16 protein-coding genes and 1 tRNA gene are annotated in these 14,973 nt (G+C 42.7%); 6 read left to right on the top strand and 11 right to left on the bottom strand.

Features of this window, described 5'->3' with window-relative positions:
- Positions 1-100 precede the first annotated feature (100 nt).
- From lptB to FTU40_RS03785, 5 genes are read right to left on the bottom strand one after another with little or no spacing between them, the layout of a single operon-like run.
- Positions 101-844 carry an LPS export ABC transporter ATP-binding protein gene (gene lptB / locus FTU40_RS03765; RefSeq protein WP_005096670.1) on the bottom strand — a complete coding sequence of 248 codons (744 nt, stop codon included), beginning with the start codon at positions 842-844 and terminating at the stop codon, positions 101-103.
- On the bottom strand, positions 844-1,410 hold the full coding sequence (gene lptA / locus FTU40_RS03770) for a lipopolysaccharide transport periplasmic protein LptA (RefSeq protein WP_180039826.1): 567 nt from the start codon (positions 1,408-1,410) through the stop codon (positions 844-846). Before lptA ends, lptB begins: the two co-directional genes overlap by 1 nt.
- Complete coding sequence (gene lptC, locus FTU40_RS03775; protein ID WP_180039828.1) at positions 1,394-1,942, bottom strand: LPS export ABC transporter periplasmic protein LptC; 549 nt, start codon at positions 1,940-1,942, stop codon at positions 1,394-1,396. The genes lptA and lptC overlap by 17 nt, the downstream gene beginning before the upstream one ends.
- 33 nt (positions 1,943-1,975) lie before the next feature.
- Positions 1,976-2,515: an HAD family hydrolase gene (locus FTU40_RS03780; RefSeq protein ID WP_100357108.1), complete on the bottom strand. Its 540-nt coding sequence runs from the start codon at positions 2,513-2,515 to the stop codon at positions 1,976-1,978.
- A gap of 3 nt (positions 2,516-2,518) precedes the next feature.
- Positions 2,519-3,511: a KpsF/GutQ family sugar-phosphate isomerase gene (locus tag FTU40_RS03785; RefSeq protein WP_180039830.1), complete on the bottom strand. Its 993-nt coding sequence runs from the start codon at positions 3,509-3,511 to the stop codon at positions 2,519-2,521.
- Between the two features lie 484 nt (positions 3,512-3,995).
- Between FTU40_RS03785 and cysS the strand changes: the two genes are divergently transcribed.
- The 4 genes from cysS to FTU40_RS03805 all read left to right on the top strand — a co-directional run bounded on the left by cysS (position 3,996) and on the right by FTU40_RS03805 (position 7,607).
- Positions 3,996-5,417 carry a cysteine--tRNA ligase gene (gene cysS / locus FTU40_RS03790; protein WP_005096664.1) on the top strand — a complete coding sequence of 474 codons (1,422 nt, stop codon included), beginning with the start codon at positions 3,996-3,998 and terminating at the stop codon, positions 5,415-5,417.
- A 62-nt stretch (positions 5,418-5,479) separates the two neighbouring features.
- A tRNA-Gly gene (locus FTU40_RS03795) sits at positions 5,480-5,555 on the top strand.
- Between the two features lie 189 nt (positions 5,556-5,744).
- Positions 5,745-6,533 (top strand): hypothetical protein, encoded by a 789-nt coding sequence (locus tag FTU40_RS03800; protein WP_180039832.1) that lies wholly within the window; start codon positions 5,745-5,747, stop codon positions 6,531-6,533.
- Positions 6,534-6,626: 93 nt separating this feature from the next.
- Positions 6,627-7,607 (top strand): fatty acid desaturase family protein, encoded by a 981-nt coding sequence (locus tag FTU40_RS03805; protein WP_180039834.1) that lies wholly within the window; start codon positions 6,627-6,629, stop codon positions 7,605-7,607.
- 27 nt (positions 7,608-7,634) lie between these two features.
- Here the strand turns inward: FTU40_RS03805 and FTU40_RS03810 are convergent, their stop codons facing one another.
- Both FTU40_RS03810 and yfcF read right to left on the bottom strand, forming a co-directional pair.
- A complete protein-coding gene (locus FTU40_RS03810) occupies positions 7,635-8,552 on the bottom strand; it encodes a cation diffusion facilitator family transporter (RefSeq protein ID WP_005096661.1) in 918 nt (305 codons plus the stop codon).
- A 133-nt stretch (positions 8,553-8,685) separates the two neighbouring features.
- The gene (gene yfcF / locus FTU40_RS03815) at positions 8,686-9,321 is read right to left on the bottom strand and encodes a glutathione transferase (protein WP_005096660.1); all 636 of its coding nucleotides are present in this window, start codon (positions 9,319-9,321) and stop codon (positions 8,686-8,688) included.
- A 227-nt stretch (positions 9,322-9,548) separates the two neighbouring features.
- Between yfcF and FTU40_RS03820 the strand changes: the two genes are divergently transcribed.
- Together FTU40_RS03820 and FTU40_RS03825 are read left to right on the top strand one after the other, a co-directional pair.
- Entirely contained in the window at positions 9,549-10,268 is a 720-nt protein-coding gene (locus tag FTU40_RS03820; protein WP_074383170.1) for a glutamine amidotransferase, read from the top strand.
- 49 nt (positions 10,269-10,317) lie between these two features.
- Positions 10,318-10,950 carry a threonine export protein RhtC gene (locus FTU40_RS03825; protein WP_005096656.1) on the top strand — a complete coding sequence of 211 codons (633 nt, stop codon included), beginning with the start codon at positions 10,318-10,320 and terminating at the stop codon, positions 10,948-10,950.
- A gap of 71 nt (positions 10,951-11,021) precedes the next feature.
- Here the strand turns inward: FTU40_RS03825 and FTU40_RS03830 are convergent, their stop codons facing one another.
- The 4 genes from FTU40_RS03830 to tkt form a co-directional block, all read right to left on the bottom strand.
- On the bottom strand, positions 11,022-11,612 hold the full coding sequence (locus FTU40_RS03830; protein WP_005171307.1) for a YceI family protein: 591 nt from the start codon (positions 11,610-11,612) through the stop codon (positions 11,022-11,024).
- A gap of 128 nt (positions 11,613-11,740) precedes the next feature.
- The gene (locus FTU40_RS03835) at positions 11,741-12,196 is read right to left on the bottom strand and encodes an N-acetyltransferase (protein ID WP_005096652.1); all 456 of its coding nucleotides are present in this window, start codon (positions 12,194-12,196) and stop codon (positions 11,741-11,743) included.
- Positions 12,197-12,370: 174 nt separating this feature from the next.
- Entirely contained in the window at positions 12,371-12,586 is a 216-nt protein-coding gene (locus tag FTU40_RS03840) for a hypothetical protein (RefSeq protein WP_005096650.1), read from the bottom strand.
- A 135-nt stretch (positions 12,587-12,721) separates the two neighbouring features.
- The gene (gene tkt, locus FTU40_RS03845) at positions 12,722-14,710 is read right to left on the bottom strand and encodes a transketolase (protein ID WP_074382885.1); all 1,989 of its coding nucleotides are present in this window, start codon (positions 14,708-14,710) and stop codon (positions 12,722-12,724) included.
- Between the last annotated feature and the right edge of the window lie 263 nt (positions 14,711-14,973).

A 14,973-nucleotide genomic window follows, 5' to 3' on the forward strand; every position in this document is an offset into this window, starting at 1 on the left:
TCGTTGTAAAAGATACTTTTTTAACGTTGATTTGATGAAAAAAAACCCTCATCCGACAATTGGTGCCGTGATGTGGGTATCTTACAGGCATAAAAGCTGTTTATACGGTAAAATCATCACCTAAATAAACTTTTCTTACTGTTTCATTGGCCAGAATTTCAGCTGGCGTACCTTCAGCAAGCAATGCCCCCTCACTCACAATATAAGCATGTTCACAAATCGCCAGCGTTTCACGCACATTATGATCGGTAATCAATACCCCAATCCCACGATCTTTCAAAGTGGTGATGATATCTTTAATATCACCAACCGAGATCGGGTCGACACCAGCAAAAGGTTCATCGAGTAACATAAATTTTGGATCTGCCGCCAATGCACGAGCAATCTCGGCACGGCGTCGCTCACCACCGGAAACACTCATTCCTAAAGAATCTTTGATATGAGTGATTTTAAAGTCGGCCAAAAGTTCCGCCAGACGTTGCTGACGCTGAGCCTTGGTCAAATCCTTGCGGGTTTCCAGAATCGCCATAATATTTTGTGAAATTGTCAGCTTGCGGAAAATCGATGCTTCTTGCGGCAAATAGCCAATTCCCTTGCGTGCCCGTTCATGCATGGCCAGATCAGAAAGATCCAGATCATCCAGATAGATTTCACCTTTATCCATACGTACCAGACCGACGACCATATAGAAGCTGGTGGTTTTACCTGCACCATTAGGTCCGAGCAATCCGACAATCTGGCCACTTTCCATACTAAAAGACACATCTTTCACCACCCAGCGCTTATTATAATTTTTCGCCAGATGTTTGATGGTCAAGGTTTGAACTTGCTGCGATTGTTCCATTAATCACGTGCTCCTGGAAAGGATTGTGAAGCTGATGGTGGAATCACAATTTTTACGCGACCTTCAGCTGAACCGGTTTTATTCGGTGTACCAATCGCTTCAACATCACCTTTATTCATACTATATTTTAAAGTCGCACCACGAATACTGGCCCCATCCTGCTGCAATAAGGCATTACCAGACAGGGTAATAATTCCGGTTTCAGCATTGTAGATAATTTTCTGAGCCTGACCTTTGGTTAGACCTTTGGAGGCATCTACTTTTTGCTGGAACTGTGTCGGGCTACCGGTAGCCGTAATCAGGCTAATCTGGCGCTTATTGTTCAGATTGGCCACAATTGAATTGGCTTGCAGCTTCATGGTGCCCTGTTCAATGATGACATTGCCAGAGTAGGTCGTCACCCCAGTACGCTCATTAAAAGTCGCGCGATCCGCCAGTAAAGTGATCGGCTGGTTACGGTCAGATGGCAAGGCAAAGGCCGCGATTGAAGCAAGTCCAATCACAGTCGCCAGCGCAGTACGCTTCAGGAAAGTGTGCATCATTTTGACTTTAGGAATTTGGTTCATACTTTCCTCGAATATTAAAGAATTCGTATTGACCATCATTAAGATTGGCTTTAAGACCCTGGCTGATAAATTCAGCCTGTGGAGACTCCACGATCACCGTTTTATCAGTTTCAATTTCACGTGTTTTTGGAAAAGCCGTCAGCTCCTCAGTACGGAACTCTAACTGTCCATTTTGCATGATTTTGGTGGCAAGCACTTCTTGAGAGAGTACAACTTTTGTATTGTCATCATAGCCATGCGCCATTTTGGCAGAGAAAGTCGCATCGACTTGAGCATTGTCATAGGTCGAAGCTTGCAGGTTTTCCAGCTTGGAGGTCTGTTGCTGTAGGTTCTGCTCAAGTCGATCCACCTGGGCGCGAACCGATAACATGCCTGATTCATCTGTCTGGGTTAAGTTAATCTCTTGAGCGGAATAGGTCATGCTGCGCGCGGAGTCCGTCTGCAGCTTATTGCCCTTGCCACTGTAATAATAATAACCACCACTTATTGCGGCAATCATCACAGCCGTAATATATAAAACTTTAGTATCCATAAGCGGTGTACTTAATCCAAAAGATATGACTTATTAATAAGGCGCACGAGTATATTTTTCAAGTAACTCTTGGTATACGCCTTTGGACATCAGCAGCATATCGCAGATTTCACGTACTGCACCACGGCCACCCAGCGCCTGAGTCACCAGATCTGCACGGCGACGAACTTCGACATGACCATTCGGTACGGTCACTTTCATGCCAGCAATGGCAAAAGCAGATAAGTCAGGCCAGTCATCACCCATATATAAGCAGTCTTCAGGGCCGATATTGAGCTGTGCACATGCTTCACGTAGTGCTGTGCCTTTATCTTCACGGCCCTGATAGACCAGATCCACACCCAGATCCGACATTCGTTTTTCGACAATATTACTTTTACGGCCAGTGATAATAATGACCTTGATTCCAGCCTGCTGAACCAGTTTCATGCCCAGACCATCGCGGATATCGAATGATTTGATTTCATCACCAGTATTGGTCAGCGTTACAAAGCCGTCACTTAAAATACCATCTACATCAAGCACTAATGCTGCAATATGACGTGCCTGCTCTAATAATACATAAGATGCCATTTATTAATTTACCCCAGCCTGAATCAGGTCATGCATACTAATCACACCAATCACTTTATTGGCCTTATCAACCACTACAAACTGGTTGATTTTACGTTCATTCATACGTTCCAGCGCCACGACTGCACGCGCTTCCTGAGAAATCGTAAGCGGATTCTTGGTCATCACGTCCTGAATTGCCAGATTGACATCAAAACCTTGCTGTTTATCAATTAAACGACGCAAGTCACCATCGGTAAAAATTCCCAGCAAGACATCATTTGCATCTACGACCGTGGTCAATCCCAGACGTTTGTTGGAAATTTCATACAATACTTTGTTCATGGCGGTATCTGGTGAAACTTTAGGTAAATCATCACCCGTACGCATCAGATGTTTTACATGTAATAACAGACGCTTACCCAGCGCACCTGCAGGATGTGAACGTGCAAAATCATCCGAAGTAAAGCCGCGAGCATCCAGTAAAGCCACTGCTAAAGCATCACCCAAAGCCAATGTTGCCGTCGTTGACGATGTCGGCGCTAAACCCAGTGGACAAGCCTCCTGAATATTACCCAGGGTCAAAGCCACATCGGCATTTTGTGGCATTGGGCCACGCTCATCGCCGCTAATGGTAATTAAAGGAATTTCAAGATGTTTGATGAGTGGCATCAGCATCATGATCTCATCACTCTTGCCTGAGTTTGAAATCGCAATCAGCACATCACCCGCGACCAGCATGCCCAAGTCGCCATGACCGGCTTCACCCGGATGCATAAAGAATGAGGGTGTTCCGGTCGAAGCAAAGGTCGCCGCCATTTTACGGCCAATATGACCTGATTTGCCCATTCCGGTAATTACCAGACGGCCAGTACACTGTAGAATAACTTCACAGGCCCGGCTAAAACGGCCATCAATCTGTGTGGCTAAAATCTGTAATGCATTTTCTTCGATGCGCAGTGTTTCAAGTGCGACTTTCTGAAAATCGAGTTGATTCGCTGTTTTTTGTGAATTCAAAGCCTGTTTACCTACGTTAAGGACAGAGAAAAACTCTCATTTGATGGGCACAATTTTCGCAATTTTAGCATAGCTATGCAATTGCAAGCTTTCTAAATGTAGAAGATTCGACAGATTTTTAATATATCTTGATTGTATGTGACTTACGCAGTCTGGTATCTCCATCTCTACATTTACTCCATTTTTGACGCTGTAAAATATGCTTGTTTTTTATTTTCTATCGACACACGCCTACTCTCTCCTCAATAAGCTGGATTCGAATAAGATCATACTCATCCCAATATCACCTAATCTCCCTGGCAAACACTAGTTCTGTAAAGCTGAGCTCAATATTCTGACTTCCGTCCAAGAATCACCTTTTTATCAATCAGTATCTCTGCCTAACTATGCTAAATATCTGAGGCTTTTTACGCTTTTGTCTTTATGAATAATTATGCTTAGGTTAAGATGATTCATCCTTTTATTTGAAGTCTTTTGAACAGCTATGCAACCATTTGTTCTATATAACTCAGAGCAACGCAAAAAAGTAGAATTCGTACCTCGTGTTGAAGGTCAAATTGATTTGTATGTCTGTGGTATGACCGTCTATGACTACTGTCATATTGGACACGCACGTACAGTGGTTGCATTTGACTATATTATCCGTTTCCTGCGCAGCCAAGGCTGGAAAGTCAAATACGTGCGCAATATTACCGATATTGATGACAAAATTATTAAACGTGCCAATGAAAATGGCGAAAATATCTCGGAGTTGACCGGCCGCTTTATTGATGCGATGAATGAAGACTTTGCCAAACTAGGCTGTCTCCCGCCTGATGCTGCGCCTAAAGCCACAGACTATATTGACCAAATGCAAGATATGATTGGCAATCTGGTCGACAAAGGCACGGCATATCCATCTAATAATGGCGATGTCTATTTTGAAGTCGAGAAATTTGCCAAATATGGCCGTCTTTCTGGTCGCAAGTTAGAAGATATGCAAGCTGGAGCTTCTGAACGTGTTGATGTCGAAGTTCAAAAGAAACATCCATTTGACTTTGTCCTCTGGAAACACGCCAAAGAAAATGAACCTGCATGGCCTTCACCTTGGGGTAATGGCCGCCCGGGTTGGCATATTGAATGTTCAGCGATGTCGACCTGCTGCCTGGGCAATCATTTCGACATTCATGGCGGCGGTGCCGATTTGACCTTCCCGCATCATGAAAATGAGATTGCACAATCTGAAGCAGCAACCGGTGAACAATATGTGAATTACTGGATGCATGCCGGATTCATTAATGTCGATGGCGAGAAAATGTCGAAGTCTTTAGGCAATTTCTTCACCATTCGCGACGTGATCGAAAAGTTCCATCCGGAAGTGGTGCGTTACTTTATTGTGTCTTCACACTATCGCAGCCCGGTGAACTATTCGGATGTTGCCTTAAAAGAAGCGAAAAATACTTTGTCTCGTTTCTACCATTCATTTAAAACCTATCAGGCGGTTTATGGCGATCATCTGGTGGAAACGCTGGATGATGCTTTGGTTGAACGTTTTAATGCTGCCATGCGTGATGATTTCAATACACCTGAAGCGATTGCAGTGCTATTTGAAATTAACAAAGAACTGAATCGTGCCGTGAAAGAGGAAAATGCGGAACAGGCAGCAATCTACTACGCAACTTTACGCCATCTGACCAATATTCTCGGTCTGGTACAACAAGATGCAGATGAGTTTCTCAAATCTGATATTGGTCAGGAAGCCCTAGGATTATCACCTGAACAAATTGAAGGTTTAATTCAACAGCGTCAAGATGCCAAAAAAGCCAAAGAATTTTCGCGTGCGGATGAAATTCGCCAATCTTTACTTGATCAAGGTGTTGTTCTTGAAGATACCCGTCAAGGTACGGTTTGGCGCCGTGCTGATTAATTAATCAAACAGATTTATAGAGAGTTGACACTGCTGTGGAATTCTCTATAATTCATCTCATTGCGGGAATAGCTCAGTTGGTAGAGCATAACCTTGCCAAGGTTGGGGTCGGGAGTTCGAGTCTCCTTTCCCGCTCCAGAATACGAAGAACCCTTATCGAAAGATAAGGGTTTTTTTATTGTGTTTAAAAAATTTCATTGATAAAAAGCATATCTCAAATCACTTATTCATCCTCTTTCACCCTGACATTTTTTGGGTTATTCACAACAAAGTGCTATTGTAAATAAACTTCAAAACTTTCAATTCCTTTAATTACGATATCGTTTCATGACTTATAAATTGAATGCCCGTCATCTGGTTTTAGACTTGTTATATGCGTCTCAAAATTCCACCGCCAGCATTAAACAGATGCTATGTGCAGCAGATCTATTAAGCATTTCTCACAATAGTCTCCGGGTTGCTGTAGCCCGATTGAATCAGGAAAATATCATTCAAGCTGTAGAGCGCGGGGTGTATCAATTGCTAGAAAAAAAATTTGATACTTCTTTTATCAGTTTAAACAAGCATCCCAATATGCAAATGGCGACCGCGTGGAATGGAAAATATGTACTGGTTTATACCGGTGCTTTGGGACGTGTAGATCGCACTGCATTATCCAAACGGGAAAAAGCACTAGGTTATTATGGCTTTCAGGAAATGGAGCAGAATGTTTTTATTCGTCCAGACAACTTAATGCTGAGCTTAACCGAATTAAAAACGGCTGCAATCCAGTTTGGATTAGATCCAGATGCACGTTTTTTTCAAGTCAGTGAGATAGATCAGGAAATAGATGTCAGTGCACTTTGGGATGTTCAAACCTTACATCAAACTTATCTGGAGGTGAATCAAGACATTCATCAATGGTTTGATTACTCTCAAAGCTTGCCTTTACCTGATGCAGCAAAAACTGCCTTCTATCTCGGTAAATCTGCCTTATTTAGTTTACGTGCCGATCCCCTACTTCCTGCAGAATGGATAGATACCGAGGCTCGACAACAATTTGAGCTCGCAGTCCGCAAAATAGAAAAACAGGGACAACTTTTATGGCAACACTATTTTAAAGACCAAGGGCTCTAAGTTATTTCTTTTTTATACACAAAAATAAATTGACTGTAATATTTCATCCAAATATATTGAATATAGCAATAAGAACTAAATATAGGCAGAAGAATGAACAGCAAGGTCAGTGTCACAGAACTTTTTAGTCGTGATGAAATTAAAGAACTCACCACGACCTCAGACTTGCACGGTGTCTGGGCAGTAGGTTCGACATGGACCGTAATTGTCATGACCTTTGGCACGGTCGCCTATAGCTGGGAATATTTACCTACGTGGGGGAAAGTCCTGATGTGCGCGCTGGCATTGGCCATTCTTGCGGGACGCCAGCTTGCGATGGCTATTTTGATGCATGATGCCTCACATCATAGCCTGTTCAAAACCAAATGGTTGAACACTCATTTGACCGACTGGCTCTGTGCACGCCCGATCTGGAATGAGGTCAGCAAGTATCGTCCTTATCATCTGAAACATCATGCTAAAACCTCTCAACCAGACGACCCAGATTTAGGCCTGGTGAAAAACTTCCCCATTACTCAAAGCTCATTATTCCGAAAATTCTTTCGCGACTTAAACGGGCAATCTGGACTTAAATTTCTGGCAGGTCGGGTATTGATGGATTTGGAGCTTCTGGAATGGAGTGTGTCCAACGATCCCAAACCTATTCCACGTGGCGATCGTAGCAAGGTAGATTTGGCCAAAAATCTGCTGAAAAACAGTTCCGGTATGCTACTCGCGAATGTCACGATTTTTTCTGTGCTTTGGGCCAATGGCCATCCTAAGCTGTATTTGCTATGGCCTCTGGCTTATATCACACCATTCCCTTTGTTTATCCGCATCCGTGCAATGGCTGAACATGCGGGTCTGGAAACCAGTTATTCTGCCCTCAGCAATACCCGTACAACCCGCGCAGGTTATCTGGCACGGGCTTTTGTGGCACCGATTCATGTGAACTATCATATTGAACATCATTTAATGGCCGCTGTTCCGCATCAAAAGCTGGCGAAAATGCATCAAATGTTAAGAGAGCGTCAGTATGTCGATGCTCCACCAAGTTATTTGGATGTCATCCGTTCACTTCTAAAAAACAATTAAGCCCTGCGATGCTCAGATGATTATATTTCAGTGCTGATGGGTCGAATGCCCTCGTTGTTCCGGTGGACAATTTTCTGCCTCAATCTGTAAAGTCATTTCAGTAATATGATGCTGATGGCTCAACATTTCAAAAGCCTGATGACGCAGTTTCTGATAATCTACATTCGGTGCAACCAAATGTACCGTCAACATGACTTTTTTGGAAGTAATCGCCCAGACTTTAAGCTGATGAATATCTTGTACGCCTTCGAGTGCTAAAAGATCATGACGCAGTTTTTCAATATCAATTTCATCTGGCACTCCTTCCAGCAGAATATTGATACTTTGTTTGAGCAAAATCCAGGTGCGTGGCAAAACCCAAAATCCGATCAATACGGCAATCAGTGTATCTACCCACATCCAGCCAGTAAAATAAATCAGCAGCGCCCCGATCATCACGCCGACTGACCCCAATGCATCACTCAGCACCTCCAGATAAGCCCCTTTGATATTTAGACTTTCCTGACTACTCGACACCAGAATTTTCATCGAAATCAGGTTAATGATGAGTCCTAAGCTCGCCACAACCATCATCCCCAGACTCTGGATTTCTGGAGGATTGCTTAAACGTTGATAGGCTTCAAATAAAATATAAATCGCCACCACAAAGAGCATCAAGGCATTAAATAAGGCAGCCAGAATTTCAAAGCGTTGATAGCCAAACGTGCGTTTGTTATCTGCCGGTTTTTGCCCAATCTTGATGGCCACCAGTGCAATCGCCAGTGCCGCAGCATCAGTAAACATATGTGCGGCATCAGAAAGCAAGGCCAGACTCTGCGTCAAAAAGCCGGCAATAAGTTCCACAATTAAAAAACTGGTCGTGAGTGCCAGAGCAATCGATAATTTTTTGATATTTTTCGCAGTCACAGTGACATGACTATGCTCATGATGATGTGAATTCCCCACCCCGCACTCCTTAATAATGATGCAACAAGGACATTATTTCTCGTAATTTTCCACACAGTTCTGATTTATATTACGCTTGATTTTTATCTATTTAAGTCTTTTTTGTATCCTCTAGTTGATAAGTTTTGGCAGCTTAAAGCTTGAGCTTTTCATTTTCTGTTAGCCACGCCTGAACTGAAGCACGCTGGAAATTTCGCTGGATATATACCTGAATTTTATCAGGCAGTTCAATCTGCTGGCTAAGCAGGCGATGCAGCATAAAGGCCAGATCAAAATCTGCAATTGACCACTGCTCAGTGAGCCAGCGTTCACTGAGCAAGCTCTCTGTGACTGCCAATAAACGCTGAATATCTTGCAAGACTTCGGCTGATGCAATAAAAAGTCCTTTAGGCGCAACAAAGATTGAGTCTGAAGGCATGGCCTGGCGGATTGCCATAAAATCAGTTTTAACTAAAGCCTGAACTGCACGGCATTTTGCTCTGGACTGACTCTCTCTGGGGTATAAAGCTGGATAATCAGGCGCTGGAAAAGCATCTTCCAGATATTCGGTAATCGCCCAAGATTCAAATAAATGAAAATCATCCATCACCAGACAAGGGACTTTTCTACTGGGGCAAATTCTGCGATATGCCATGCTTTGTTGTTCCAGCTGATCTAGGTCAACCGTTTTTTCCTGAAAATTCAGGCCTTTTTCTTTTAAAGCGACGTAAACTGACATGACATAGGGACTGATACGTTTTTTATCGATATAGAGACAGATATTGTGCATTTTTCTTCCTCAATTTTTTTATTCTATATTCGCCTCTACTCTACTGTCTTTCTGGAGGAAAGTGAAAATTGAGCTGCATAATGATACAAAGCCGGTTCAGAGCTCTGCACCAGGATTCACTATTCAGATTGAGAATATCTTGCTTCATAAATTACGGGATTAAAAAGACTTCTATTTTTTTACGGAATGACGTTAAATAAATATTTCCCGTTTTAGATTAAATGACCATGCTGAACCTGGACCATTTCCCCGATACTGTATATGCAATCCAACATCTCGCTTTTGAAGACCTCGGTGCTTGGGAAGATGTATTTTATCAGCTGGGGCTACGTGTCCGCTATTTTGAAGCCGGGATTGATGACCTGCGTAAGGCTTATGAACATCCTGGTTTAACCGTAATTCTCGGTGGCCCAATTGGGGTTTATGAAACAGAAAACTTTCCTTTCTTACAAGCAGAAATAGACCTGCTTAAAGTACGTTTGGATAAGAATTTACCCACTTTAGGAATCTGTCTGGGTGCTCAATTGATTGCGCATGCGCTTGGTGCCAAAGTCTATGCAGGACAGAGCAAAGAAATGGGCTGGTCTAAGCTCAGTCTTGCAGCTATCGAGAATAATCCACTGCGAAATCTGGAAAATATTGAAGTGCTACATTGGCACGGTGATACCTTTGACCTACCTGAACAGGCTGAATTACTGGCAAGTACTGAGCTTTATGCAAATCAGGCCTTTCGTATAGGCAGTAATATTCTGGCACTACAATTCCATCCTGAAGTCGCCAGTGATAGTCTGGAAAAATGGCTGATTGGCCATAGCTGTGAATTGAGTCAGGCTAAAATTGATATTCCTGCACTACGCGCTGCCAATCTTCAGTTTGCGCCTGTACTGGAAACTACCTCGCAAACTGTACTAGAGCAATATCTGGCACAATTAAATATCGTATCCTAGTCTCAGATACATTCCAGGCTAAACTCTTCCTCTCGACTGTAGAAACATTATGAGCGCATTATTCGGCATTGCCGTGATTCATTTTTTTGCCCTGATTAGTCCAGGGCCGGACTTTTTCTTTGTCACCCAAAGTGCCATCCGGCAGTCCAGAAAGCATGCTTTATGTGCAGCCCTCGGCATTTCATTGAGCATTCTGGTCTGGTCAATTTGCGCACTTGGCGGCCTGCATTTTTTATTTCAGAAAATGGTCTGGTTACAGCAGGTCTTAATGCTATTGGGTGGATTATATCTACTCTATCTGGGCAGTTTGATGTTGAAGTCGAGCTTTAAGACACCTCTACCGTTAACAAATTCGAAAGCAGAAGCTCTTTCTATCGTTCAGCCGTCGTATCTTAAATTATTGCTGCAAGGTTTTTTCACCAACATGGCCAACCCCAAAGCCCTGATTTACTTTAGCAGCGTATTTGCATTGGCGATTAGCCCTAATGCAAAACTATCAGAACAGTCTTCTCTTTTAGCTCTGGTCTTTATCGAAAGTTTGCTCTGGTTTACGGTTGTAGCCATTATTTTTTCAATGCCGAAAATGACGACTTATTATCAAAAATTTGCCAAATGGATTGATGGAGTTACAGGCGGGATCTTTATCAGTTTTGGCTGTCTGCTGATTCTGAATCGTGATTAGATCTAAGTCATTTTATTTGATAAAAAAGCACCTGAATCAGGTGCTTTTTCATACTACCCATACAGAGAATCTTATTTCTTTGTAGGCGCAGGTACAGTGGCTTCAGTGGTAATCTGAACAGTAATTTTATCACCCACACTCGGTACGTTTGCTCCTAAACCAAATGCAGAGCGGTCAAATGAAGTGGTTGCATTGAAACCAATTGCTGGAACTTTCATCATTGGATGTTCAGCCTGTTTGTTTAAAACAGCATCCAATACCACAGGTTTGGTCACGCCTTTAATAGTTAAGTCACCAGTAATTTTGAAGTTCTTTTTGTTCTGCGTTTCTACTTTGGTACTTTTAAAGCTGATGTTTGGATATTTTGCTGCATCAAAGAAATCGGCTTTCTTTAAGTGATCATCTAAAGCTGTCACGTTGGTATTAATACTGGATACTGGAATTGTCACATGCACAGCTGACTTTGCCGGTTGTTCATTGTCCACCACGATTTTGCCCTGAATATCAGAGAAATTACCAGATGGCGTAGAAAAACCGAAATGATCCCAGCTAAATACGGCTGCAGTATGGGTCGGGTCAATTGTATAGGTTACTGGTTTTGCAATAGAAAATGTTGCTACAGATGAAACCGCTAAGCCTAATGCTAATGTTTTGAAATTCATGTTTTTATCTCTCGTTTTGGATGTTATTCAGTGTATAGAATTAAGAAATATTTACAGCTCTAAAGATAAAACGTTTTGTTGCAGCGATGAAACGATAAATTTGTAAGTTATTTTTTAAATTTCTATTATTAATCCATACGGTACTGGATAAATCCGGTCTTTTTGGCCACTTTATCATAGAGCATTTGTGCCTGACGATTTGATTCATGCGTAAGCCAGTAAACGCGGTCACAATTACGCTGTTCTGCCACCTGATAAACGTGTTCAATCAACTTGCAAGCGATACCTTGACCTCGATACTGCGAAGGCACAAATAAATCCTGCAAATAAGCATAAGGTCGTAGCGTCCAACTGCTGTCATGCTCGACCACATGTACAATGCCCACCACTTTTTCATCAAGCAATGCGGCAAAGCCATACATCGAATCTAGCTCAGTACTGTGTAATTTCGCCCAGGTATTTTCACTGACCTCATCACAGATCTTCGCATGATAAAAAGCCTGATATTCTTGCCATAAAGGCAGCCATTGGTACTGTGATATTTGCTCTAAAGATTTGATCTGAATCTGGGAATTTATTTTCATGTTTACCAACTTCTTTTGCCTATTTCATCAAAATAAACCGTTTCGATAGGGTGCTGAGTTCTATAGCGGGTTATAAACTTATCTTTATCCCATCTGGTTTTGATAAGCAACTTCCAGACAAAAATCATCTGGCATAAAAAAAGCCCCAATCAGGGACTTTTTAGTATTTTAGCTTTACAGTTTTTCAACCAGAATACGATCAACCTGTTTTAGGCCAGTCGTCTTTTCATGGTTTTTACGACGGACTTTGATGACTTTTTCTTCCGCGAGTTCTTGCAGCATTAACTCAACCGCCATCATGGCCTCAAGAGGTAGATCCTGTCCGATCCATTTCTGTTCGCCTGCATCCATCAGAGTAATTTCTTCGCTAATTTGCTCGTACAAGCTCATGTTCATCTCACTTTTTTGCATTCAATTATCAAGAGAACTCTTCAACTCTTGTCACATGAAAACAGAGCTAAAAAGACCAAAAAACAAAAAGACGCCCCAAAACTGGGACGCCATTTTAAACTTTTAAGGGGCTGATTAAGCAGTAATTTCTTTTACTGCTGCAACAACGGCTTCAGTGGTAATACCAAAGTGCTGGAACAAGTCTTTTGCAGGTGCAGATTCACCATAAGTACTCATACCAATTACGCGACCATCTAGACCAACGAATTTCCACCAATAATCTACATGTGCTGCTTCAACCGCAACACGCGCACGAATATTGGATGGAAGAACCGCTTCACGGTACGCTGCATCTTGCTTCATGAATTCTTCAGCACATGGCATAGACACGACACGCACGCCCTCAAGCTGTGCATAAGCTTCCATTGCCAAAGCAACCTCTGAACCTGTTGCAATAATAATCGCTTTTAATTCGCCTTTTTCTTCAGCCAATACATAACCACCTTTCGCAGCGTTCTCAATTTGTGTTTGAGTACGGGTTTGGAAAGCTAGATTTTGACGAGAGAAGATTAACGCTGTCGGACCCTCAGAACGAGTCAATGCAGACTTCCAAGAAATTGCGGCTTCAACGGTATCACATGGACGCCAGGTATTCAGGTTTGGTGTACCACGTAAAGATGCAATTTGCTCGATTGGCTGATGCGTAGGACCATCTTCACCTAGACCAATAGAGTCATGTGTGTACACATGAATCACACGTTGCTTCATCAAGGCAGACATACGTACCGCATTACGTGCATATTCCATAAACATCAGGAATGTAGCCACATAAGGAATGAAACCGCCATGCAGCGCAACACCATTGGCGATTGCAGTCATACCGAATTCACGCACGCCATAATGTACGTAGTTACCCGCTGCATTGTCTTGTACACCTTGCGCACCTTTCCACAGCGTCAGGTTAGAACCAGCCAAGTCCGCAGAACCGCCTAGCACTTCTGGCAATAATGGAACCAGTGCTTGCAATGCATTTTGGCTTGCTTTACGTGTCGCAATCGTTTCAGCTTTAGCATTCACTTCAGCGATATAGGCATCTGCTTTTGCAACGAAGTCTGCTGGCAAATCACCTGACATACGGCGTTTTAGCTCTGCCGCTTCAGTCGGATATTTTGCAGCATAGGCAGCAAATGTTTCATTCCACGCTGCTTCAGTTTTAGCGCCCTTGTCTTTGGCATCCCAAGCTGCATACACATCTTCAGGAATAACAAATGCTTCGTCAGTCCAGCCTAATGCTGCACGCGTCAAGACAATTTCATCATGCCCGAGTGGCGCACCATGGCTGTCTTCTTTACCTTGCTTGTTTGGTGAACCCAAACCAATCACTGTTTTACAGATAATGATGGTTGGCTTAGCAGTTTCAGCTTTAGCTGCTAAAGTTGCAGCACGAAGCGCTTCGCTATCATGACCATCTACTTTAAGTACTTGCCAGCCGTAAGCCAAGAAACGTTGTTCGGTATCGTCAGAGAACCAGCCTTCCACTTCACCATCAATCGAGATACCGTTGTCGTCATAATAGGCAATTAACTTACCAAGACCTAAGGTACCTGCCAATGAACACACTTCATGTGAAATACCTTCCATCAGGCAGCCATCGCCCAGGAAGCAGTAAGTAAAGTGATCCACAACCTGGAGGTCATCTTTATTAAATTGTGCGGCTAAGGTTTTTTCAGCCAACGCAAAACCAACAGCATTGGCGATCCCTTGACCTAGAGGACCAGTCGTCGTTTCAATCCCGGGTGCATAACCCAATTCTGGGTGACCAGGTGTTTTAGAATGAAGTTGACGGAATGCTTTTAGATCTTCAATCGAAAGATCGTAGCCCGTTAAATGAAGCAGTGCATATTGAAGCATAGAGCCATGGCCATTTGACAATACAAAACGGTCACGGTTAGCCCAATTCGGGTTGGTCGGGTTGTGGTTCAGGAATTCACGCCAAACCACATCAGCGATATCTGCCATCCCCATTGGAGCACCTGGATGTCCTGAGTTTGCTTTTTGCACAGCATCCATTGCCAATACACGAATTGCGTTTGCAATACGACGTTCATTAAGCGGGGTTGTCATAAATCAGAGTCCAAAATATTCAGAAATAGGAAATGATGAAAAGACTTTCAAAACTATGGTCTATTGTCTTAAAAAAACAGCGAGGGGTAAAGACTAAGCAACAACATTTATCAGTTTATTAGTCTTGTATTTCCTTATCGGGTAATTATTCCACATTTTTCTCTCTAGTTCTGTTTTCTCTGGTCACTTTTGCGATGGATTTATTAGATATGATAGTTAGCATATTGTTGTCTGATTGAGCTTTTCAACCCTGGATTTTTTAG

It is taken from the genome of Acinetobacter sp. YH12100 (assembly GCF_013419135.1).
Classification (GTDB): domain Bacteria; phylum Pseudomonadota; class Gammaproteobacteria; order Pseudomonadales; family Moraxellaceae; genus Acinetobacter; species Acinetobacter pseudolwoffii.